This window comes from Nonomuraea sp. AD125B (assembly GCF_041402765.1).
GTDB classification, from domain to species: domain Bacteria; phylum Actinomycetota; class Actinomycetes; order Streptosporangiales; family Streptosporangiaceae; genus Nonomuraea; species Nonomuraea bangladeshensis.
In genome coordinates, this window is record NZ_JBGLOU010000017.1 from 131874 (window position 1) to 152969 (window position 21096).

At 72.6% G+C, this 21096-nt stretch carries 18 protein-coding genes and 4 tRNA genes; 14 read left to right on the plus strand and 8 right to left on the minus strand.

The window, feature by feature from the left end; genetic code table 11:
* Positions 1 to 119: 119 nt before the first annotated feature.
* Positions 120 to 1541 (plus strand): flavin-containing monooxygenase, encoded by a 1422-nt coding sequence (locus ACBR40_RS37040; RefSeq protein WP_371251729.1) that lies wholly within the window; start codon positions 120 to 122, stop codon positions 1539 to 1541.
* Between the two features lie 119 nt (positions 1542 to 1660).
* Complete coding sequence (locus tag ACBR40_RS37045; protein ID WP_371251730.1) at positions 1661 to 4942, plus strand: BTAD domain-containing putative transcriptional regulator; 3282 nt, start codon at positions 1661 to 1663, stop codon at positions 4940 to 4942.
* Positions 4943 to 5189: 247 nt separating this feature from the next.
* Here ACBR40_RS37045 and ACBR40_RS37050 read toward each other — a convergent pair.
* Positions 5190 to 5264, minus strand: a tRNA-Val gene (locus tag ACBR40_RS37050).
* A gap of 483 nt (positions 5265 to 5747) precedes the next feature.
* Here ACBR40_RS37050 and ACBR40_RS37055 point away from each other — a divergent pair.
* The gene (locus ACBR40_RS37055; RefSeq protein ID WP_020547189.1) at positions 5748 to 6164 is read left to right on the plus strand and encodes an SsgA family sporulation/cell division regulator; all 417 of its coding nucleotides are present in this window, start codon (positions 5748 to 5750) and stop codon (positions 6162 to 6164) included.
* A 68-nt stretch (positions 6165 to 6232) separates the two neighbouring features.
* Here ACBR40_RS37055 and ACBR40_RS37060 read toward each other — a convergent pair whose 3' ends face one another.
* Positions 6233 to 6865, minus strand: a complete 633-nt coding sequence (locus ACBR40_RS37060; RefSeq protein ID WP_371251731.1) for a DUF305 domain-containing protein — start codon at positions 6863 to 6865, stop codon at positions 6233 to 6235.
* Positions 6866 to 6955: 90 nt separating this feature from the next.
* On the opposite strand from ACBR40_RS37060, the gene ACBR40_RS37065 reads away from it, so the two are divergent.
* Positions 6956 to 8344 carry a hypothetical protein gene (locus ACBR40_RS37065; RefSeq protein ID WP_344218119.1) on the plus strand — a complete coding sequence of 463 codons (1389 nt, stop codon included), beginning with the start codon at positions 6956 to 6958 and terminating at the stop codon, positions 8342 to 8344.
* A gap of 56 nt (positions 8345 to 8400) precedes the next feature.
* Here the strand turns inward: ACBR40_RS37065 and ACBR40_RS37070 are convergent, their stop codons facing one another.
* From ACBR40_RS37070 to ACBR40_RS37080, 3 genes are read right to left on the minus strand one after another with little or no spacing between them, the layout of a single operon-like run.
* A complete protein-coding gene (locus tag ACBR40_RS37070) occupies positions 8401 to 9231 on the minus strand; it encodes an aminotransferase class IV (protein ID WP_344218121.1) in 831 nt (276 codons plus the stop codon).
* Complete coding sequence (locus tag ACBR40_RS37075) at positions 9228 to 10238, minus strand: chorismate-binding protein (RefSeq protein WP_344218123.1); 1011 nt, start codon at positions 10236 to 10238, stop codon at positions 9228 to 9230. The genes ACBR40_RS37070 and ACBR40_RS37075 overlap by 4 nt, the downstream gene beginning before the upstream one ends.
* Positions 10208 to 11125: a LysR family transcriptional regulator gene (locus ACBR40_RS37080; protein WP_344218125.1), complete on the minus strand. Its 918-nt coding sequence runs from the start codon at positions 11123 to 11125 to the stop codon at positions 10208 to 10210. The genes ACBR40_RS37075 and ACBR40_RS37080 overlap by 31 nt, the downstream gene beginning before the upstream one ends.
* Before the next feature lie 58 nt (positions 11126 to 11183).
* Between ACBR40_RS37080 and ACBR40_RS37085 the strand changes: the two genes are divergently transcribed.
* Positions 11184 to 12374, plus strand: coding sequence for an NAD(P)-binding domain-containing protein (locus ACBR40_RS37085; RefSeq protein ID WP_371251732.1), 1191 nt, complete (start codon positions 11184 to 11186; stop codon positions 12372 to 12374).
* On the opposite strand, the gene hutH is transcribed toward ACBR40_RS37085, so the two are convergent.
* The 3 genes from hutH to ACBR40_RS37100 all read right to left on the minus strand — a co-directional run bounded on the left by hutH (position 12355) and on the right by ACBR40_RS37100 (position 15273).
* Positions 12355 to 13905, minus strand: coding sequence for a histidine ammonia-lyase (gene hutH / locus ACBR40_RS37090; protein ID WP_344218129.1), 1551 nt, complete (start codon positions 13903 to 13905; stop codon positions 12355 to 12357). The two genes, ACBR40_RS37085 and hutH, sit on opposite strands and share 20 nt — an antisense overlap.
* A gap of 16 nt (positions 13906 to 13921) precedes the next feature.
* Positions 13922 to 14629 carry an ArsR/SmtB family transcription factor gene (locus ACBR40_RS37095; RefSeq protein ID WP_371251733.1) on the minus strand — a complete coding sequence of 236 codons (708 nt, stop codon included), beginning with the start codon at positions 14627 to 14629 and terminating at the stop codon, positions 13922 to 13924.
* A 92-nt stretch (positions 14630 to 14721) separates the two neighbouring features.
* Positions 14722 to 15273, minus strand: coding sequence for a hemerythrin domain-containing protein (locus ACBR40_RS37100; RefSeq protein WP_344218133.1), 552 nt, complete (start codon positions 15271 to 15273; stop codon positions 14722 to 14724).
* Positions 15274 to 15385: 112 nt separating this feature from the next.
* On the opposite strand from ACBR40_RS37100, the gene ACBR40_RS37105 reads away from it, so the two are divergent.
* From ACBR40_RS37105 to ACBR40_RS37145, 9 genes are all read left to right on the plus strand, one after another.
* The gene (locus tag ACBR40_RS37105) at positions 15386 to 16567 is read left to right on the plus strand and encodes a hypothetical protein (protein WP_371251734.1); all 1182 of its coding nucleotides are present in this window, start codon (positions 15386 to 15388) and stop codon (positions 16565 to 16567) included.
* 96 nt (positions 16568 to 16663) lie between these two features.
* Positions 16664 to 16735 (plus strand) — tRNA-Gly (locus ACBR40_RS37110).
* A gap of 15 nt (positions 16736 to 16750) precedes the next feature.
* A tRNA-Cys gene (locus ACBR40_RS37115) sits at positions 16751 to 16821 on the plus strand.
* A 5-nt stretch (positions 16822 to 16826) separates the two neighbouring features.
* Positions 16827 to 16901 (plus strand) — tRNA-Val (locus ACBR40_RS37120).
* 257 nt (positions 16902 to 17158) lie between these two features.
* Positions 17159 to 17593 carry a nuclear transport factor 2 family protein gene (locus ACBR40_RS37125; protein ID WP_344218137.1) on the plus strand — a complete coding sequence of 145 codons (435 nt, stop codon included), beginning with the start codon at positions 17159 to 17161 and terminating at the stop codon, positions 17591 to 17593.
* Positions 17594 to 17708: 115 nt separating this feature from the next.
* The gene (locus tag ACBR40_RS37130) at positions 17709 to 18455 is read left to right on the plus strand and encodes an IclR family transcriptional regulator (RefSeq protein ID WP_371251735.1); all 747 of its coding nucleotides are present in this window, start codon (positions 17709 to 17711) and stop codon (positions 18453 to 18455) included.
* A gap of 124 nt (positions 18456 to 18579) precedes the next feature.
* Positions 18580 to 19230 carry an NAD(P)H-binding protein gene (locus tag ACBR40_RS37135; protein ID WP_364445010.1) on the plus strand — a complete coding sequence of 217 codons (651 nt, stop codon included), beginning with the start codon at positions 18580 to 18582 and terminating at the stop codon, positions 19228 to 19230.
* An 80-nt stretch (positions 19231 to 19310) separates the two neighbouring features.
* Positions 19311 to 20411: an LLM class flavin-dependent oxidoreductase gene (locus tag ACBR40_RS37140; protein ID WP_344218143.1), complete on the plus strand. Its 1101-nt coding sequence runs from the start codon at positions 19311 to 19313 to the stop codon at positions 20409 to 20411.
* A 22-nt stretch (positions 20412 to 20433) separates the two neighbouring features.
* Positions 20434 to 21060 (plus strand): FMN reductase, encoded by a 627-nt coding sequence (locus ACBR40_RS37145; protein ID WP_371251736.1) that lies wholly within the window; start codon positions 20434 to 20436, stop codon positions 21058 to 21060.
* Positions 21061 to 21096: the final 36 nt, after the last annotated feature.

Consider the following 21096-nt stretch of genomic DNA (forward strand, 5'->3'; position numbering starts at 1 on the left):
GCGTCCGGACCGATCGCTTTCACGCACGCGGCACGCGCACGCACGGCAGACCGCGCGATTGCACCAAGGGCGTGCCGCCTCCATCACCCGCACGGACCTCGAACTGGATGGAACGCATCATGCCGATCGGAAACCACGAGCACACACCGGCCGTCGCGATCATCGGCGCCGGGATCGGCGGGCTCGCCGCGGCCAAGGCACTCGACGACGCCGGCGTCACCTGGGAGTGCTTCGACCGGCGCCCCGATGTCGGCGGCCTGTGGTCACAGGACCCCGAACGGGAGGACGGGCCCGCCTACCGGGCACTCCACGTCAACTCCTCCGCGAAGTTCATGGCGATGTCCGGTCTTCCGATCCCACCGGACTACCCCGAGTTCCCTTCCCGGGAGCAGATCGGCCGCTACCTGGTCAGGTACGCCGAGCACTTCGGCCTGTCGTCCCGCGTGCGCCTGCGCACCGAGGTCACCTCGCTGAAGCGGGAGCCGTCGGGCGGATGGACCGTGGAGACCTCCGACGGGGAGCGCCGTCGCTACGCGTCGGTCGTGGTCGCGGCCGGTCACTTCAGCCAGCCGGTCATGCCGCGCATCCCGGACTTCTTCGCGGGCGAGGTGCTCCACGCCCACGACTACGTCTCGCCCGAGCGCTTCGCCGGACGCAACGTGCTCGTCGTCGGCCTCGGGGCGAGCGGCGCCGACATCGCCTGCGAGGTCTCGCGGACAGCGGCCCGGACCGCCGTGTCGGTGCGCGGCGGCGTGCACATCGTGCCCAAGCACCTGTTCGGCCGCCCCTTCGACACCTTCCCCGTGCGCACGCGTCCGCGATGGCTGCGGTGGAAGGTGATGCGGCTCGCTGTGCGCCTGTCCAGGGGACCGCAGGAACGGTACGGGATCACGGCGCCTGACCGGCCGCTGGGCAACGCCGCCGTCACGGTCACCAGTGACCTGCTGACCCGGCTGTCCCACGGCGACCTGGCGGTGCGGCCGGCGCTCAAGGGATTCAAGGAGGACGCGGTCGTGTTCGCGGACGGATCGGTCGAGCCGTACGACACCGTCATCCTGTGCACCGGCTACCGCCCGTCGTTCCCCTTCCTGGACCCGGCGATCGCACCGCCGCGCGACGGGCTGGATCTGTTCCGGCGGGTGTTCCATCCGGCCGCGACGGACCTGGCGTTCGTCGGGCTGGTGCAGGTCCTCGGGGCCGCGCCCGCCACCCTCGAACGGCAGGCGCGCCTCGTCGCGGCCAGACTGTCGGGACGCTACGCCCTGCCCGGCGAGCACGAGATCGCCCGCCAGCTCATCCGGGACCGGGCGCGGGCGGAGCGCATGTTCGGGGCGGACCGCCGGGCCGGGATGCTGCTGGACCCCGTGGCGTACCGCTCGGTCGTGGAGAACGAGCTGCGGGCCGGCCGGCGCAGAGCCCGCCGGGGCATCGTGAAAGCCGCGTCCCCGGCCCAGGACCGGAGCCGTACGGGCAGCGTCGCCGGGTCCCGCAGGATCACGTCCGGTCTACGTGCCGCCCATCGTGCAGAGCGCCGCTTGTGACCTGGCACCCGGCCTGGCACCCACGCGGTTCTCGCGGCTGTGAACAAGGTCACTCGCCGCCAGGCCGGAACGCTCGCCGATCATCTGCCTAAACTGGCGCCGATGGAGGGGCGGCGCACGTGAGATTTCGCGTTCTCGGCTCGGTTGAGGCGTACGACGATCACAACACCTTCGTGGAACTGCGCGGCCGGCGGCAGCGCGCGGTGCTGGCCCGACTGCTGGTCGCGCAGGGCTCCGTGGTCTCCACCGACACGCTCATCGAGGACGTCTACGACGGCTCGCCCCCGGCCAGCGCGGTGTCGTCGCTGCAGTCGTACGTCTCGAACTTACGCCGGGCCATCGAGCCCGGGCGGCCCCGCAACGCCCCGCCGCAGGTGCTCGTCGCGCGGCAGCCCGGCTACCTGCTGGCCTGCGCCGACGTGGACGCGCGCGAGTTCGCGGAGCTGGTCGGCCGTTCGGAGTTCCACGCGCCCGAGGAGCGGCTCGCCTCGCTCGACCGGGCGCTGCGGCTCTGGCGCGGCGTGCCGTACGGGGAGTTCGCCGACCGGACGTGGGCCCTGACGGAAGTCAACCGGCTGGGGGAGTTACGCCTGCTGGCCGTCGAGCGGCGCGCCCAGGCGCTGCTGGACCTCGGCCGCCCGCAGCCGGTCATCAGCGAACTGGAGGCCGAGACGCTCGGCCATCCGCTGCGCGAGCGGCTGTGGAGCCTGCTGGCCCTGGCGCTCTACCGCACGGGACGCCAGGCGGACGCGCTGGCCGTGCTGCGCCGCGCCAAGGAACTGCTGGCCGACCAGCTCGGCCTCGATCCCGGCCCCGAGCTGCGCGCTCTGGAAGATGACATTCTGCGGCAGGTGGAGTCGCTGCATCCCATGCGGGCCGCGACGGTGCTGGCGTCCGCGGCGCCGTCCGCGCCACGGCGGGCCGTCCTCGGGCGGGAGCGGCAGTTCGCGGCCCTGCAGGCGCTGCTCGACGACGGTGGCGTGGCGGTAGCCACGGTGACCGGCGAGCCGGGCATCGGCAAGACGTTCCTGCTGGAGGCGTTCGCTGAGCACTGCGCCGACCTCGGCTACCTCGTGCTGCGGGGCGGCTGCCACGACCTGCGGGGCGCTCCCCCGCTGTGGCCGTGGCTGCAGGTGCTGGGCACGCTCGCCGAGCACCATCCGCTGTCGAACCGGGCGGCGCTGGCCGGGCTCCTCGACGACGAGAAGCCGTTCGGCTCCACCGACGCGGCGCTGCTGCGCCGCAACCAGGCCGTCGCCGACTGGCTGGTGGCGGCGGCGAGGATTCGGCCTGTGATCGTCGTCCTGGACGATCTGCACTGGGCCGACCCGGCCTCGCTCGAACTGCTCCGCGACGTGATCATGCTGGTGGGAAACGCGCCGCTCAAGATCGTGACGGCGTACCGCGACACCGCGGACGGCAGGGACGGCGCGCACGGCCCGTCCGTGGACGAGTTGCTGGCCCGCCTGGTCCGCTACGACCTGCACCACATCCACCTGCCCGGCCTCGGCGTGGACGCCGTCCAGGCCATCGCGGCGAGCATGCGGGCGAAGGTGGACGACCCCACCGCCCAGCGGCTGACCGACCGCACCGGCGGCAACCCGTTCTTCGTCCGCGAGAGCGTCCGCCTGCTGGCCGAAGGCCGCCCGATCGACGCCGTGCCCGGCGCCGTGGCCGCGGTGGTCCGCCAGCGGGTCGGCGCGCTCGGGCCGCAGGTCGAGGCGGTGCTCGGCATCGCGGCGGTGATCGGCCGGGACTTCGACCCCGCGGTCGTCGCGGAGGTCCACGCCTCCGAGGAGTGCACGGCGGAGACGTCCGGCCTGCTGGACCAGGCGGCCGGCGCCGGGCTGGTCGTGCCGCGCGGGGGGCGGATGGCCTTCGCCCACGACCTGGTCCGCGAGACCCTCGCGCACGGCTTGCCGCCGCTGCGCAAGGCGGCGATCCACCGCGCCGTGATGGCCTCCCTGTCCGCCCGGCCGGGCACCGACGTGGCGGTCATCGCCCACCACGCCGTCGAGGCCGGCCCGGCGGCGTACGGCGAGGCGGTGCACTGGGCGAAGGCGGCGGCCGAGCAGGCCGGCCTGCGTCTGGCGTACGAGGAGGCAGCCCTGTGGTGGGACCGGGCGATCAGCGCCCACGGCGCGTCCGCGGGCGACCCGCTCGACCATCTGGAGCTGCTGCTCAAGCAGGTCAGGGCCCGGCTGGACTCGGGTGACGCCATCGGCGCCCGGCACGCCAGGACCGCGGCCATCCGCGCCGCCGACCGCGCCGGCGCGGGCCCCGAGGCGACCACCCGGGCGCTGACCGCCCTCGACGCGCCCGCCGTCTGGACGTTGCGCGACCCGTACGAGGCGGTGGACCTGCAGCTCGTGCACCGCTTCGAGGCGGCCCTGCGCGCGCTGCCGAGTGCCGACAGCCCGGAGCGGGCCCGCCTGCTCGGGGGCCTGGTGGAGGAGCTGTACGACGCGACGGACGACCCGCGCCGCGACGCCCTGTCACTGGAGGCGGTCGAGATGGCCCGCCGGCTGGGCGACGACCACCTGCTGCTGCGGATGCTCAACGCGCGGTACCTGTCGCTGCCGGCCTTCGCGGCGCACGCCACCGAGCCGCTGGAGCTCGCCGGCGAGCTGCTGGAGGCGGCACGGCGCGCCGAGGAGCCGGCGTTCGAGCTGCTCGCGTACATGATCTACAGTCATCACCGGCTGGAGCTGTTCGACGTGGCGGGCGCGGACCTGGCCGCCGGGCGCTGCGACGCCATGCTGGAGCGGCTGCCGTTGCCCTGGCCCCGTTTCCAGCACACGTTGTGGCGGGCCAACAGGCTCGCCCTGGCGGGACGGTTCGACGACGCCGAGGCCCAGTACCGCGAGGCCGGGCGCCAGGGCGCCCAGCTTGGGGTGTGGCACGCCGAGGCGGTGGTGACCGCCGGGCGGCTCATCCAGCACTTCCACCAGCGGACGCTGGCCGGGGCCGCCCCGCTCATCGACGCGGTCGCCGGCATCCATCCGTCCTTCGACCGCGACCTGCGGGTCCTGGCGCTGTGCCAGCAGGGCCGGGTGGCGGAGGCGCGCGGGCTGGTGGCCGGCGGCTGGTCGCCGCTGGTGCGGGACTGGTCGTGGCTGACCATGACCTGCCTGCGGGGCGCCGCGCAGGCGGCGGTCGGCGACGTCACGGCCTGCCGAAGGACCTATGCCGAGCTGCTGCCCTACAGCGGCTACATCGCGGTCAGCTCCGCGGTGGTGACGCTGGGGCCCGTGGACCACTTCCTGGCCCGGCTCGCCACGGCCGCGGGCGACCGCGACGCCGCCACCCGGCACCTGGCCACGCTGCACGAGCTGGCCGCCCGCAACGGGCTCACCTGGTGGCAGGCGCGCGCGACCGGTCAGGAGCCGTTCGGGCAGTGAAGCGCGTGCACGAGCATGCGGCGCTCAGGGCGAGCGCCACCAGCGCTGTCAGCGGACGGCGTGCCGGTGAGAAGGTCGCGCGCCGAAAAGGTCTGCCGTCATCAGATCAAGCCCGTCGTCCAGGACAGCGCTGATCGTCATCGATCGGATCTTGTCAGGTAAGGAGGGTGGTGCGGGACAGTCGCTCAGTTGATCACTTGGAAGATCAAAAGGGCCACATCCCGTGTTGGGGTGTGGCCCTTGAGCTTGGTGGGCGATACTGGGATCGAACCAGTGACCTCTTCGGTGTGAACGAAGCGCTCTCCCGCTGAGCTAATCGCCCTCCTGCCGGTCCCTCGCGGTGCCGACGGGGAAAACCATACCGCACTCCGGCACCTGCTGGCGAAGTGAAGCGGTCGGGGGGCGGTCGGGGGGCGGGTGTCAGGCGGGTTGCGGGGGTGTCCGGCGGTTGCGGCGGAGGGATTCAGGGTGAAAGGCGGCGGTTGCCCACCGACGAGTGGGGTCGGTGACATACCATCGTCGTGTCCCGGAAGTGGGCGGTCGCGATCTTTCTTGAGAAACGTTCATGGTCGGCCGTTCCGGGGCAGGCTCGACAGCACGCAAAACCCTTGCAAATGCGACCCTGATTGGTGCCGTTTAGCCTGGTAGATGCCTGAATGTCCAGCTGTGATGTGCGTTACAGAAGGCCCCTGGGGCGGAATCTTTCCTACGGGTTTCTTCGTTCCGCGTCATAGCTCAGGACGAAGTCCGTCAGAGCAGTGAAAGCCCCGAAGAGGGGACCTACGACGAAAAGGTTTGGCTGACGATGAACAGCACCACCGTCTCCGCCGAGCTTGGCCTTCGGCTTGTGGTCCCCGACCGTACAACCGTCCCCCTGCTCGCCGGACTGAGTTACACAGCCGACGACCCTTACGCCATCCGCATGGCCTTCCACGTAGGGAATGACGAACCGGTCGAGTGGATCTTCGCCCGCGAGTTGCTGACCGTGGGCATCGTCAGGCGTGTCGGCGACGGAGACGTGCAGGTGTGGCCCGCGCGGGCCGACGGTGAGCGCACGCTTCACATCAGCCTCACGTCGCCGTTCGGCCAGGCCCTGTTCGAGGTGCCGCTGGCGCCGCTGACGGAGTTCCTGCACCGCACCTACGAGAAGGTGCCGGCGGGGCGTGAGACCGACTTCATGGACCTCGACGCCGAGCTGACCAACATGTTGTGGCCGTCCTGAGCCATTAGACGACAGAACCGCGAAAGGGGCGGGCCCGCCTGACGGGCCCGCCCCTTTCGCGTGCCGCCTCACGCGGGCGGCAGGGACTTCATGGCCGCGCGCATGCGGGCGATCTCGATGCTCTGTCCCGAGTAGACGTCCTTGGCGAGCAGGCGCATGCGGTGGTCACGGCCGCCGGCCAGCTCCTCCTCCGCCATCTTCACGGCGCCCTCGTGGTGGCGGGTCATGAGCTGGAGGAACAGGCGGTCGAAGGCGTGGCCGCGGGCGGCCCGCAGCGCGTTCAGCTCCTCTTCCGAGGCCATCCCGTAGCCGGGGCCCGTGGAGGTGTGGTCGTGCCCGGCGGGGGCCTGGCGGCCCAGGTCCGCGAGCCAGCTCGTCATCGCCCTGATCTCGGGGGTCTGGGCGGCGGTGATCGCGCGGGCCACCCTGCGTACGACGTCCGTCGTCGTGCGCTCCTCGACCAGTGAGGTCATCTCCAGCGCCTGCCGGTGGTGCGGGATCATCCCCTCCGCGAAGCGCACGTCGGCGGCCACGGTCGGCTGCGGCGTCCGGCCCACCCGCTCCCCCGGCGTCGCGGTCCGCGCGGGCGCGCCGGGGCTGCCGGGCACGATGACGGGCGCGTCCGTGCCGATCGCGGACGGCTGCCGTACGGGCTCGGCCCCGCAGGAGACGGCCAGGAGGGCGCAGGAGGCCAGCGCCAAAAGCTCCTTAACTGTGATGAATGCCGTACACGGCCGCGAACCTGCTGACATACCTTCCATAGTGAGCTACGAGACAAAGGGGAATGCGCGTTGATCTCTGCCAAGCTGCGCGGAGCGGTGTCTGTCGCGGCGATGCTGCTGCTGACCGCCGCGTGCGCGGGCGGCCCGTCGGCCTCAGGGGAGCCGGCGAGCTCGGACACCTCCCAGCAGGAGACCAGCGCTCCAGGGGGCCGATCCCCGTCCGGGGACGGCGTCACGACCAGCGACAACATCAAACAGGTCGCGCAGGTGCCGAGGACCGCCCCGTTCGACGGACGGGACGACATCAACACCGACCTCGCCTTCCAGGGCGACTATGCCTTCCAGGGCAACTTCGGCGGTTTCGCCATCTATGACATCAGCGACCCGAAGAACCCCAAGACCGTCACCCAGGTGGCCTGTCCCGGCCAGCAGAACGACGTGTCGATCTACCGGAACCTGCTGATCCTGTCCGTGGACGAGCCGGTCTCCGGCCCGGAGTGCGACGCGGACGACGACGAGCCGGCCTGGGAAGGGCTGCGCATCTTCGACGTGAGCGACAAGGCCAGCCCGCGCTACGTCGGCGCCGTCGCGACCGACTGCGGCTCGCACACGCACACGATGGTGCCCGCCGGCGAGACGTTGTACGTCTACGTCTCCTCCCCCGGCCCCGAGCCGGAGTCGCGGACCTGCCCGCCGCCCCATGAGCTGATCCAGATCGTGGAGATCCCGATGGGGGCGCCGCAGTCGGCGCGGGTGGTGGCCAAGCCCGACATCTTCCCCGAGCGCCAGCACGACGAGATGCTCTCGGGCTGCCACGACATCACCGCCTACCCGGAGAAGAAGCTGGCCGCGGCCGCCTGCTTCGGCGACGGCGTGCTGCTCGACATCGCCGACCCGGTACGGCCGAAGGTGCTCCAGCAGCTCACCGACACCGAGAACTTCTCGATCTGGCACTCGGCTACGTTCAACAACGACGCGACCAAGGTCGTCTTCAGCGACGAGCTCGGCGGCGGCGGCCAGGCCACCTGCGACCGCAACACGCCGCGCACCAAGGGCGCGAACGCGGTGTACGACCTGGTGAACGGCAAACTGGAGCTGCGCGGCTACTTCAAGATCGACCGTGAGCAGCAGCAGGACGAGAACTGCGTGGCCCACAACGGCTCGCTGATCCCGGTGCCGGGCAAGGACGTCATGGTCCAGGCGTGGTATCAGGGCGGCGTGTCCGTCTGGGACTTCACCGACTCCTCCGCCCCGAAGGAGATCGGCTTCTTCGAGCGCGGCCCGCACGAGCCGCCGACCATCGCGGGCTCCTGGTCGGCCTACTACTACAACGGCTACATCTACTCCAGCGACATCATGGAGGGCCTGGACGTCCTGGAGATCGACGACCCGCTCACGAACCCCGCTAAGAAGGTCAAGATGGACGACTTCAACGTCCAGACCCAGAAGAGCTACTGAGCTCCGGCTCCGGCCGCGCCGACGCGCGGCCGGAGCTCGTCAGAGGCGTACGCCGGTCACGGGTCCAGGTCGGAGGCCGAGCGCTCGGCGAAGACCCGCATGGCCTTGCTGGTGATCGGGCCGGGGGCGATCGGCAGCTCGGTGTCGTCCACGAGCTTGATCGGCTGCACGTCGCGCGTGGTGGAGGTCAGGAAGGCCTCCTCGGCCTCGTACAGGGCCGACAGCGGGACGTCGGTCTCCTCGCCGCCGAACCACTCCAGCACGAGCCCGCGGGTCACGCCGGCCAGGCAGCCGGCCTCCAGGGTGGGGGTGACCAGGCGCCCGTCGAGGACGAGGAAGACGTTGGAACCGGTGCCCTCGCACAGGTTGCCGGCGAGGTTGCCGAAGACGGCCTCGCCGCCGCCGCGCTTCTTGGCGTAGAGGAGGGCCTTGGCGTTGTCGCCGTAGGAGGTGCTCTTGACGCCGGAGAGCGCGCCGCGCTCGTTGCGCGGCCAGGGGACGACGGTGACGTTCGCGGTGGCGGGGAACGGCTTCTGCTCGTCCACGATGACGACCGTCGTGGTGCCCTCGTTGCCGCGGTCGGAGCCGAGGGGGCCGGGGCCGCTGGTGTAGGTGACGCGGATGCGGCCGAGCGCCCAGTCGGGGGCGTGCTCCAGGAGGCGGCCGATGCCGTCGGCGATGGCGGCGACGTCCGGCTCGGGCAGGTCCATGCGCTGGGCCGAGAGCCTGAGCCGGTCGAGGTGCCGGGTGAGCGCGAACGACCGGCCGTGCACGAGCTTGATGGTCTCGAAGACGCCGTCGCCGACCATGAGCCCGTGGTCGAAGACCGAGACGGTGGCCTGCGCGGGGTCGATCAGCTCCCCGTTGACCCAGACAGGGATGTTCATGCGTTTCCTCCTGTGGATGCCAGGGCTATGAGCCTGGCTGCTTTGAGCTCGGTCTCGAGCCATTCGCGCCGGGGATCGCTGCCCCAGGTGATGCCCGCTCCCGTGCCGAACCGGATCTCGCCTGCCGAGATCTGGAAGGTCCTGATGCCGACGGCCAGCGCCGCCCTGCGTCGGTCGGCGTCGACCCAGCCCACCGTGCCACAGTACGGGCCCCGAGGTGCGGGTTCGAGCTCGTTGATGATGCGCAGCGCGGACGATTTGGGGGCTCCCGTGACCGAGCCCGGCGGGAACGTCGCGGCGAACAGCTCCGGCCAGCCGGCTCCGGGCGCGAGCCGGGCGCGTACGGTCGAGACGAGGTGGACCAGCCCGGGGTGCTCCTCGACCACGCACAGCTCCGGGACCTCGACCGAGCCGACGGCCGCCACCTGGCCAAGGTCGTTGCGGACCAGGTCGACGATCATCACGTTCTCGGCGTGGTCCTTCGGCAGCAGGTCGGCGGCGGTGACGCCGGTGCCCTTGATCGGCCGGGACTCGACGACGTCGCCGTCGCGCGCGAGGTAGAGCTCGGGCGAGGCGGTCACCACGCTGAGGCCGGGGACGCGGACCACGCCGCCGTACGGGGCGGGGTTGCCCTCGGCGAGCCGTACGGCCAGGGCGAGCGGGTCGGCGGTGGACGGCAGCGGAGCGGTCAGCACGCGGCACAGGTTGGCCTGGTAGACCTCGCCCCGCTCGATGAGGGCGCGGATGGCGCGCACGCCGCTCTCGTAGGCGTCACGGTCGAGCGAACTGCGCCACTCATCCGGCTTTGGACCGTGCCAAGGAACGGCGGGGCGGGGCAGCGGCGCGGGGCGCACCTGGTCGAAGCGGGCGCACGTCACCTTGCCCTCGTAGTCCACGACGACAGCCCACCAGCCCTCGCCGTCGAGCGCGGCGAGGTCGGAGGTCACGTCCCGTAGCCCGGTGGCCAACATATGACCTAAGTGGGCGAATCCGTACACGCTTCCCATTCTTCCAGGAGTTGGACGAATTCCAGTGCGGCGGGGAGGGGGTCGTCCGGCAGGGCCGCGTACACCCTGCGGGCGGGGGCCTGCCCGCGCAGGGGCCGCAGCACCAGCCCGGCCGGTACGGCGCGGGCCGCCAGCTCGGGCACGAGCGTCACGCCGAGCCCGGCGGCGACGAAGCCGAACTTGCCGGTCCACTCGGCCACCCGCAGCCCGCCGCGCGGCGCGAACCCGGCGGCGGCGCACGCGGCGAGCAGCAGCGTCGGCTGGCCGCGCGGGGCGGCCTCGATCCACGTCTCCCCCGCCAGGTCGCGCAGGTCCACCTCGGCCTCGGCGGCCAGCCGGTGCCCGGCGGGCAGGGCGACCAGCAGCCGGTCCTCACGCAGCGGCACCAGGCGGCCCGCGTCCGCGGCGGGCAGCCCCGCCGGGTAGTCGCTGATGACGGCGGCGTCCAGCGCCCCGGCGCGCAGGCGCTCCAGCAGCTTGGTGGTCAGCCCTTCGACCAGGCGCAGCTCGACGTCGGGGCGGCGGGCGGCGAAGCGCCTGAGCGTGCCGGGCACCAGGTCCACGTTCGCCGTGGCGAACGCGCCGAGCCGCAGCGTGCCGCCCCGGCCCGCGTGCAGGGCGGCCAGCTCCTCCCCGGCCCGCTCCAGCCGGTCGAGCACGGCGACGGCGTGCCGGTGCAGCGCGGCCCCCGCCGGGGTGAGCCGGACGCCGCGAGCCAGCCGTTCGAACAGCGGCCCGCCGGCGGCCCGTTCGAGCGCGGCGACGCGGCGCGAGACCGCGGACTGGGTGTAGCCGAGCAGCTCGGCGGCGGCCGTGAAGGATCCGCTCCGCGCGACCTCGTCGAAGAGGCGGAGCGTGGCGGCATCGAAGGCATTCGTGTCAGGCATGGCTGGCATGCAATCTAGTCGGTGGTGGAATACCGGACTTACCGCTTCACTGGCCCGCATGATTGCTTTTCTCGGACAGGGACGCATGGGCGTCCCCATGTCCCGGCGGCTGGCGGCGGCCGGGCACGACGTGACCACCTGGCGGCGCGGCACGGGCGTCACCGCCGCGGCGGCGGTGGAGGGCGCGGACCTGGTCATCACGATGCTGAGCGATCCGGCGGCGGTTCGCGAGGTGCTGACGGCGGCGCTGCCGGGGCTGCGGCCGGGCACGACGGTGGTCGAGATGTCCACGATCGGCCCGGAGGCGGTCCGGGAGCTGCGCGCGCTGCTGCCTGCCGGGGTCGGCCTGGTGGACGCGCCGGTGCTGGGCAGCGTCGGCCCGGCGGCCGAGGGCTCACTGACCGTGCTGGCCGGCGGCGACGGCCCGGACCTGGCGCGCTGCCGCGAGGTGCTGTCGGTGTTCGGCACGGTGCGCGAGCTCGGGCCGCTCGGCGCGGGCGCGGCCATGAAGCTGGCCGTGATGAACGCGCTGGTGCCCGCCCAGGTGCTGCTGGCCGAGACGCTGGCGTACGGGGAGGCGCACGGCGTCGATCGCGAGGAGCTGTTCGGCGTGCTGGCGGCCACCCCGCTGGGCGCGCTGGCCGAGCGGCTGCGCGTGCCCGCCGCCGAGACCCGCTACTCCCTCGCGCACGCCGCCAAGGACCTGGAGCTGGGGGCGTGGGAGGGCGCGAGCGTGGCGGGGGCCGCCCGCGCCCGGCTGCAGGAGGCGCGGGCGGCCGGGCTGGGCGAGCGCGACCTGACCGCCATCGCCGCCCACGTGGGAGGCCACCGGGCCGGTACGCGGGCGGTGCCGCTCAACCTGGCGACGGTCCCCGCCACGAACGGGATGTACTCCCACGCGGTGCGGGCCGGCGACACGCTCTACGTCTCGGGGGTCGCGGCCTTCGACGAGCAGGGCCGGATCGTCGGCGAGGGCTCGATGACGGCCCAGTCCGAGCACGTCTACCAGGTCATCGAGCGCATTCTCGCCGACCAGGGGGCGGGGTTCGGCGACATCGCGTTCATCCGGACGTACCTGACGGACATGGACGCCCGCGCCGAGCACGGCGCGGTGCGCCGCAAGTACATCACCGGCACGCCCCCGGCCAGCACGACCGTGGAGGTGTCGCGGCTGTTCATGCCGGGCCTGCTGCTGGAGGTGGACCTGATCGTGGCGCTGCCCTCGCGGGTCACGCCAGGGGGCCGGTGACCTGCTCCACCGCGGCGACCACGCCGCCGTCGGCGACCAGGCGGACGGCGGCGTCGATCTCCGGCGCCAGGAACCGGTCGGGCCCGGGGGCGGGCACGGTCTCGCGCAGCGCCCGCACCACGGCGGCCGTCGCGGGGGCGGGCCGCAGGGGCGCGCGCAGGTCGAGCGCGCGGGCGGCGGTCAGCACCTCGATCGCCAGCACGCGGGTGAGCCCGTCGATCGACCTGCGCAGCTTGCGCGCCGCCGACCAGCCCATGGACACGTGGTCCTCCTGCATGGCCGAGCTGGGGATCGAGTCGACGCTGGCGGGCACGGCCAGGCGCTTCAGCTCGGAGACGATCGCGGCCTGGGTGTACTGGGCGATCATGTGACCGGAGTCCACGCCGGGGTCGTCGGCGAGGAAGGCGGGCAGCCCGTGGTTGCGCGCCACGTCGAGGAACCGGTCGGTACGCCGCTCCGACATCGACGCCAGGTCGGCGGCCACCACGGCGAGGAAGTCCAGCACGTACGCGAGGGGCGCCCCGTGGAAGTTGCCGTTGGACTCCACCCGGCCGTCGGCCAGCACGGCCGGGTTGTCCACGGCGCTGGCCAGCTCCCGCTCGGCGACGGTGGCGGCGTGCGCGAGCGTGTCGCGGACCGCCCCGGCGACCTGCGGGGCGCAGCGCAGCGAGTAGGCGTCCTGGACGCGGGTGCACGCCTCCGGGTCGCGGTGGCTGGCCATGATGTCCGACTCGCGCAGCACCTTCACCATGTTGGCGGCCGAGCTGGCCTGGCCGGGGTGGGGACGCAGGGCCTGCAGCTCCGGGGCGAAGACGCGGTCGGTGCCGAGCAGCGCCTCCACGCTCATGGCGGCGCTCACGTCGGCGGTGCGGACCAGGCGGGTGAGGTCGTGGACGGCGAGGACGAGCATGCCGAGCATGCCGTCGGTGCCGTTGATGAGCGCCAGGCCCTCCTTGGCGGCCAGCTCGACGGGCTCGATGCGGGCCTGCTTCAGCGCCTCGGCGGCGGGCCGGAGGTCGCCGTCGCGGTCTCGCACCACGCCCTCGCCCATGAGGGTGAGCGCGACGTGCGCGAGCGGGGCGAGGTCGCCGGAGCAGCCGAGGCTGCCGTACTCGTGCACGACCGGGGTGAGGCCGGCGCTGATCAGGGCGGCCAGGGTCTTGGCGGTGACCGGGCGGATGCCGGTGTGGCCGGTGGCGAGGGTGTGCAGGCGCAGCAGCATGAGGGCGCGCACGACCTCGGTCTCGACCTCGGGGCCGTTGCCGGCCGCGTGCGAGCGGACGAGGGAGCGCTGGAGCTGCGCGCGCAGCGCCGGGTCGATGTGCCGGGTGGCGAGGGCGCCGAACCCGGTAGAGACGCCGTACGCGGGGACGGGGCTCTCGGCCAGCTCGTCCACCCGCTGGCGGGCGGCGGCCATGGCGGCCACGGCGTCGTCGGTGAGCCTGACCGCGGCACCGTGGCGGGCCACGTCGATCACGTCCTGGAAGCTCAGCGGCTCCGGGCCTACGGCCACGACTCCGTTGTCGCGCATGGTGGGCACTCCCTCGTCAGGTAACTGGTGAGTGCGATGTTAGCTCCTTACTCGGGAACAACGCGGCCAGCCCTTCCCTGCCCTCGTCCGTCAGGATCACCGCACGTGGGACCGTGCCCCGGCGGTACCAGCCGCGCTCGAACAGCGCGTCCGTGACCGCCGCGCCGAGCGCACCGCCGAGGTGCGCGCGGCGCTCGGTCCAGTCCAGGCACTCGGGGGCGAACCTGCGCCGCGAACCCCGCGCGCCCGCCACGTCCACGCCGAGACCGGTCAGCAGCCGCTCGCCCTCGCCGGTGAGGTCGGCGCCGGCGTAGTAGCCGCCGGCGCGCAGGCCGTCGAGCAGCCCGACGCCGGCGCGACCGGCGAGGTGGTCGTAGCAGGTGCGGGCCTCCTCCAGGAGCCGCGCCTGGCGGGACTGGCGCAGCGAGCGGACCGGCGGCCGGGCGCTGATCCTGGCGAGGACCTCCAGGACCTCGGCGACCTCGTGGCCGGACAGGCGGTAGTAGCGGTGGCGGCCCTGCCGGACGACGTCCACGAGCCGGCCGTCGAGCAGCCTCGCCAGGTGGGCGCTCGCGGTGGCGGCGCTCACTCCGGCGACCCTCGCCAGCTCCCCCGCCGCGAGCGCGCGGCCGTCGAGGAGCGCCGTGAGGATGGCCGCCCGGGTCGGGTCCGCGATGAGCGCGGCTACGGGGGCGATGTCGGCGTCCCGGGCGATGTGTTCCATGCTCACGACGGTAGTACGCGGACATTTCGGCCCGCGTCGAAGGGTGCGCGCGAGGGCCAGCTCCTGCCGAGGGCTCAGCTCCTGCCGAAGGCTCAGCTTCTCCCGAGGGCTCTGCGGATCGCGTCGCGGGCCCGCTCCGCGACCGCCCTCGGGGTGCCCACCAGCAGGTTCCTGGTGGCGGACTCGGCACCGGCGTGCGGGCGGATCGTCGCCAGGCCCTCGGCGGCCCGGAGCGCCGCGCCCATCGCCCGGCGTTCGACGGGCGTCGTACGGGCGCGCAGCCGGGCGAACTCGTAGCGCTCCTCGCCGCGCGCGTGCGCGGTGACAGCGGCCCGCAGCTCGGCCAGGCGGTCCCAGAACCGGGGGTGGTCCACGCCGTCGTGGTGCAGATCCTGCAGCAGCCGCCTGGTCAGGCTCTCCTCGCGCAGCCGGTCGGCGACGACGCCGGGGCCGTTGTCGAGCTTCCTGCGCGCGTACGGATGGACGATCTCCTCCTCGGCGGTCTCGTGCATGGACAGCATCCGCGTCAGGCGGGCGAAGGCCGCCTCCACCTTGTCCGGCGGCGCCTGCTCGACCTCGTCGAACAGGTCCCTGATCCTCCCGTGCTGGGCCACCAGCAGGTCGATCACATCGTGTTCAGCCACGCCAGGCGGCCTACCCGGCCTCCCCTCTGCCACGCGCCTCCTTACCGAACGCGGGCCGTCCGGGGACCCAACGCGGAGGTTGCCCGCCCGGCCTCCGGGTACGGCCCGCGACATGGCCTTCGATCCGCTGCAGGAGCGGGGCATCCCGCTGGACAGGCAGCTGCGCGACTGGCGCGAGCTGCACCGCACGCCCATCGACCCCGACCGCGCCGACCCGTACACCCGCTGCCGGATCATCACGATGAACGGCATCGAGGTGGAGGCGGTGCTGTTCAGCCACCACCTGGCCCGGCACTGCCCGGACGCCGAGCTCAGACGGCGGCTCGCCCAGGTCCGCGCCGTCGAGGCGCAGCAGCAGAAGGCGGTGAACTGGCTGCTGCCCGGGGTGTCGTCGGTGCTGGAGACGACCATCGCCTACGAGCAGGTCGCCGTGGACCTGACGGCGTGGGTGGCGCGGATGGAGCCGGACCCGTACCTGCGGCAGGCGTACGAGTTCGGGGTGCTGGACGAGGTCGACCACCTCTACCGGTACGCCAACCTGTACGAGCTGCTCGAGCACCGCGAGGCGGAGAAGATCGTCGGCGACGTGACCGAGATCATGCCGGGGCGGCCGACGCACCTGCAGCACCGCGATCCGGTGGACGACGTGCGCGAGGCCTACGACCGGGGCCGCACCGAGCCGCTGTCCCGCCTGCACGCCCTGACGATCGCGGCGACCGAGCAGCAGACCATGAACTACTACCTCAACGCCGGCCCCCAGCAGATGGAGCCGGTCGCGCGCGGGCTCTACCAGGAGATCGGCATGGTGGAGGAGGAGCACGTCACCCTGTACGAGTCCCTGGTGGACCCGGGGCAGAGCTGGTGGGAGCGGCTGCTCAACCACGAGTACAACGAGTGCTACCTCTACTACTCCTTCATGGAGACCGAGTCCGACCCGCAGGTGAAGCGCCTCTGGGAGCTGCACCTGGGGATGGAGCTGGAGCACCTGCGGCTGGCGGCCGAGCTGTTCCGGCGCTTCGACGGGCGCGATCCTGACCAGGTGCTGGCCCCGGCGCTGCCGCCGCCGGTGACGTTCGAGCCGAACAAGGCGTACCTGCGGCAGCTGCTCGCCGCGCAGGCCGGCTGGACCACGCTGGGCACCGGCTACGCGCCCGGCCCCCACGAGCGGTTCGAGCAGCGGCAGGACGCGGTCGTGGACGGGGTGAAACCGGCGTCCGAGCAGGTGATCGACGACAACCGGCGGGTCTCCGGCCAGGACTACCGCCTGGAGACGGCGGGCCCGCGTCCAGCCTGAGCCCGGCGGGGCGAGGGGCGCGGCTTATCCAGTTTGGGTACTCGGCCGAGATTCGCTACAGTTCTCTCGTCGCCCCGGGTCGCGAGCGGGGCGGATGCGGAAGTGGCTCAGTGGTAGAGCATCACCTTGCCAAGGTGAGGGTCGCGGGTTCGAATCCCGTCTTCCGCTCGGAGCTTCCGGCTCGGTGGCGTGGCCGAGAGGCGAGGCAGCGGCCTGCAAAGCCGTCCACACGGGTTCAAATCCCGTCGCCACCTCACAAGGACGATTAGCTCAGCGGGAGAGCGCTTCCCTGACACGGAAGAGGTCACTGGTTCAATCCCAGTATCGTCCACCAGCACGACGCCACAGCCCCGGTCCCGACAGGCCGGGGCTTCGTGCTTGTCTGGGGCCCCCGGGCCGGGGTAGGCGCGGGCCATGAGGTTCGGGAACTGGGACGTGCGGCCGCTGGGCGGCTGGACGGGCTGCCTGCTGATGATCATCGTGTCGGTCCTGCTGTCGATCGTGCTGACCGTGGTGGTCAACTGGCTGCTCTGAGCGCGCCGGTGTGCACCGGGTCTGGCGGGAACGCCGTCCCGGCGCGACGATCACCGCATGGACGCACGAGAGCTCGCCGACCGCCTGGAGATCGCGGACCTGCTGGCCCGCTACACCCGCGCCGTCGACTCGGGCCGCTGGGAGCGGCTCGACGAGGTGTTCACCGAGGACGCCGTCATCGACTACAGCTCGGCGGGCGGCGTCAGGGGCGGGCGGGAGGAGGTGAAGGCGTGGCTCGCGGAGGTGCTCGCGCACTGGCCGGGCCGGCTGCACCTGATCGGCGCACCGGTGATCGACTTCAGCGGTGACGGGGAGGCCCGCGTGAGCGCGCCGTTCACCGACACCCTCGCGCCGAGCCGGGAGATGGTCGCGGCCGGGACGGCGGGCTTCCTGCACGGCGGCGGCTGGTACCACCACCGCCTGCGCCGCACCCCGGACGGCTGGCGCAGCGTGGAGCTGGTGGAGGAGCAGAGCTGGCGCACCGCCCGCTGACCTGTCCCGCGCGCCCCACTGGCGCACTGCGATATCACCGGCCTGTCCTCACCGTCAGGCGGGTATGTCCGCCGGGTCAGGCGTGCCGATCCCACCCGGCGAAGATGCTGGAGCGATGACAGGTGACGCACAGCCCAGCGATCTGATCCGCAGTGTCTCGCGTGCCCTGCGCGTGCTGGAGGAGGTGGCGCGGGCCGAGCGGCCCCTGCCGGTCAAGGTGATCGCCCGCCGCTGCGGGCTCAACCTGTCGACGTCGTACCACCTGGTCCGCACCCTGTGCTACGAGGGCTACCTGCACCGGCGGCCCGAGGGCGACTACCTGCTGGGCTCGAAGGTGGCCGAGCGCTTCCACGACATGCTGGACGCCTTCGAGCGGCCGCCGCGCGCCCGTTCCGTGCTGCGGCATCTGACGGAGGTCACGGGGCACACCGCGTACCTGGCGCAGCTCGCCGACGGGCGGCTGCTGGTGGTGGACGTCGTCCAGGGGCCGCGCTCGCCGTGGCTGGAGGACCTGCAGTCGGGGCTGGAGACCGCGCCGCACGCGACCGCGCTGGGCAAGGCGCTGCTGCGGGCGCTGCCGGCGCGGGACCGGCGGGAGATCCTGCTCGGGTACGGCCGGCTGCCCCGCTTCACCTCCGCCACCCCGGCCACCTTGGAGGACGTGGAGGAGGAGCTGGCGGGCCTGCCTCCGGGGCAGGTGGTGGTGGAGGAGCACGGGCAGTTCCGCGAGCAGGTGGCGTGCGCGGGGGCCGTGGTCGCCGGCACGGCGTGGGCGATCGGGATCTCGACCCGCGGGCTGGAGCTCCCGGCGCCGGCGGTGGCCCTGCTGGCCGAGGCGGCCCGCGATCTCGGGGGCCCGTAGCCCTCCCCCGCCCGCCCGCGCGCCCGCCCTGCCGCCCACGCTGCCGCCCACCCTGCCGCCCACCCTGCCGCCCGGCCCTATCCTTCCCCTGACGACATCGGCGAGACGATCGGGGCGGGCCGCCATGAAAGTGATCATCTTCGGGGCGACCGGCATGGTGGGCCGGGGCGTGCTGCGCGAGTGCCTGCTCGACGCCAGGGTCACGGACGTGCTCACCGTCGGGCGCACGGCGACCGGCGTCGCCCATCCCAAGCTGCGCGAGCTCGTCCACGGCGACCTGACCGACCTGTCGCCGATCGAGGACCGCCTGGCCGGGTACGACGCCTGCTTCTTCTGCCTGGGCGTCTCCTCGGCCGGCATGAACGAGAAGGACTACCGGCACGTCACCTACGACTACACGGTGACGGCCGGCCGCGTCCTGGCCAGGCTCAGCCCCGGCTCGGTCTTCGTCTACGTCTCCGGCGCCGGCACCGACGCCCACGGCCGCGCCATGTGGGCGCGGGTGAAGGGCGAGACCGAGAACGCGCTGCTGGCGATGGACCTGCGGGCCTACATGTTCCGGCCCGGCTACATCCAGCCCATGCACGGCATCACCTCGCGCACCCGGCTCTACCGCCTCGGCTACATCGTCACCCGCCCGGTCTATCCGCTCCTGCGGCGGATGTTCGGCCCGGCGATGACGACGACCGAGCAGATCGGCAAGGCCATGATCGCCGTGGCCGAGCACGGGGCGCCCGAGCGGGTGCTCGGCCCGGCGGGCATCAACGCCCTCTGAACGACGATGATGGAATAACCACGAGGGCCTGAGCGCTACCGTAACCGTTAAAGTTTCAACAGTCATGGATGGTGACTAAAGTGCAGTTCGGGATCTTCACCGTGGGCGACGTGACCATGGACCCCACGACGGGCAGGACGCCGACCGAGCATGAGCGGATCAAGGCCATGGTGACGATCGCGCTCAAGGCCGAGGAGGTCGGCCTGGACGTGTTCGCGACCGGCGAGCACCACAACCCGCCGTTCGTGCCGTCCTCCCCCACCACCATGCTCGGCTACATCGCGGCGCGCACCGAGCGGCTGATCCTGTCGACCTCCACGACCCTCATCACCACGAACGACCCGGTGAAAATCGCCGAGGACTTCGCGATGCTCCAGCACCTGGCGGAGGGCCGCGTGGACGTGATGATGGGCCGGGGCAACACCGGCCCGGTCTACCCGTGGTTCGGCCAGGACATCCGCCAGGGCATCCCCCTCGCGGTGGAGAACTACGCGCTGCTGCACCGGCTCTGGCGCGAGGACGTGGTCGACTGGGAGGGCAAGTTCCGCACGCCGCTCCAGGGCTTCACCTCGACGCCGCGGCCGCTGGACGGGGTGCCGCCGTTCGTGTGGCACGGCTCGATCCGCAGCCCCGAGATCGCCGAGCAGGCCGCCTACTACGGCGACGGCTTCTTCGCCAACAACATCTTCTGGCCGAAGGAGCACTTCCAGCGGCTCATCGCCCTCTACCGGCGGCGCTACGCCCACTACGGCCACGGCACCCCCGAGCAGGCGATCGTCGGGCTCGGCGGGCAGGTGTTCATGCGCAAGAACTCCCAGGACGCGATCAGGGAGTTCCGTCCGTACTTCGACAATGCCCCCGTGTACGGCCACGGCCCCTCGCTGGAGGAGTTCACGGCCGAGACGCCGCTGACCGTCGGCAGCCCGCAGCAGGTCATCGAGCGGACGCTGGAGTTCAGGGACTACTTCGGCGACTACCAGCGCCAGCTGTTCCTCATGGACCACGCCGGCCTGCCGCTGAAGACCGTGCTGGAGCAGCTCGACCTCCTGGGCGAGGAGGTCGTGCCGGTGCTGCGCGCCGAGTTCGCCAAGAACCGGCCGGCCGAGGTGCCGGACGCTCCGACGCACGCCTCCCTGCTCGCCGCCAAGCAGGAGGCGGAGATCGCCCCCGTGGAAGCCTGACCCCCCGTACGAAGGAGACATCATGAAGCTCGCGGTCGTCACGGCCGGACTGACCCAGCCGTCCTCGACCCGGCTGCTGGCCGACCGCCTCGCCGAGGCGGCGGTCCGGCGGCTGGCCGGGCACGAGCCCGACGTGCGGGTGATCGAGCTGCGCGAACTGGCCGGCGACGTGGCCAACGCCTTCGTCACCGGGTTCCCCAACGCGCGGCTGCGCGCGGCGCTGGACGCGGTCACCGAGGCCGACGGGCTCGTCGCGGTCACGCCGATCTTCAGCGGCTCCTACAGCGGGCTGTTCAAGTCGTTCTTCGACGTGCTCGACAACACGGCGCTGACCGGCAAGCCGGTGCTGATCGCGGCGACCGGCGGCACGGCGCGGCACTCGCTGGCGCTGGAGCATGCGCTGCGGCCGCTGTTCGCGTACCTGCGGGCGGTGGTCGTCCCGACCGCCGTGTACGCGGCGGCGGAGGACTGGGGCGGCGGGCAGGACGCGTTCACCGACGGGCTCGGCGAGCGCGTGGAGCGCGCCGCCGGGGAGCTGGCCGGCCTGCTGACGCACCGCGCCCCCGCGGCGGCGGACCCTGGCGAGGAGGTCGCCGAGGAGGTCGTGCCGTTCGAGGAACAACTCGCCGCACTTCGCCCGAAGCGGTAGTTTCGGGCGCGTCGCCGGAGTAGGGTCCGTTCGGAA

Bases quoted from the DNA above. Each gene is read 5' to 3' on its own strand.
- ACBR40_RS37130 (WP_371251735.1), top strand. From the start codon at position 17,709: ATGACAGGTGACGCACAGCCCAGCGATCTGATCCGCAGTGTCTCGCGT.
- ACBR40_RS37075 (WP_344218123.1), bottom strand. From the start codon at position 10,238: ATGGGAAGCGTGTACGGATTCGCCCACTTAGGTCATATGTTGGCCACC.
- ACBR40_RS37070 (WP_344218121.1), bottom strand. From the start codon at position 9,231: ATGAACATCCCTGTCTGGGTCAACGGGGAGCTGATCGACCCCGCGCAG.
- ACBR40_RS37125 (WP_344218137.1), top strand. From the start codon at position 17,159: ATGGACGCACGAGAGCTCGCCGACCGCCTGGAGATCGCGGACCTGCTG.
- hutH (WP_344218129.1), bottom strand. From the start codon at position 13,905: ATGCGCGACAACGGAGTCGTGGCCGTAGGCCCGGAGCCGCTGAGCTTC.
- ACBR40_RS37055 (WP_020547189.1), top strand. From the start codon at position 5,748: ATGAACAGCACCACCGTCTCCGCCGAGCTTGGCCTTCGGCTTGTGGTC.
- ACBR40_RS37040 (WP_371251729.1), top strand. From the start codon at position 120: ATGCCGATCGGAAACCACGAGCACACACCGGCCGTCGCGATCATCGGC.
- ACBR40_RS37145 (WP_371251736.1), top strand. From the start codon at position 20,434: ATGAAGCTCGCGGTCGTCACGGCCGGACTGACCCAGCCGTCCTCGACC.
- ACBR40_RS37095 (WP_371251733.1), bottom strand. From the start codon at position 14,629: ATGGAACACATCGCCCGGGACGCCGACATCGCCCCCGTAGCCGCGCTC.
- ACBR40_RS37135 (WP_364445010.1), top strand. From the start codon at position 18,580: ATGAAAGTGATCATCTTCGGGGCGACCGGCATGGTGGGCCGGGGCGTG.
- ACBR40_RS37085 (WP_371251732.1), top strand. From the start codon at position 11,184: ATGATTGCTTTTCTCGGACAGGGACGCATGGGCGTCCCCATGTCCCGG.
- ACBR40_RS37105 (WP_371251734.1), top strand. From the start codon at position 15,386: ATGGCCTTCGATCCGCTGCAGGAGCGGGGCATCCCGCTGGACAGGCAG.
- ACBR40_RS37080 (WP_344218125.1), bottom strand. From the start codon at position 11,125: ATGCCTGACACGAATGCCTTCGATGCCGCCACGCTCCGCCTCTTCGAC.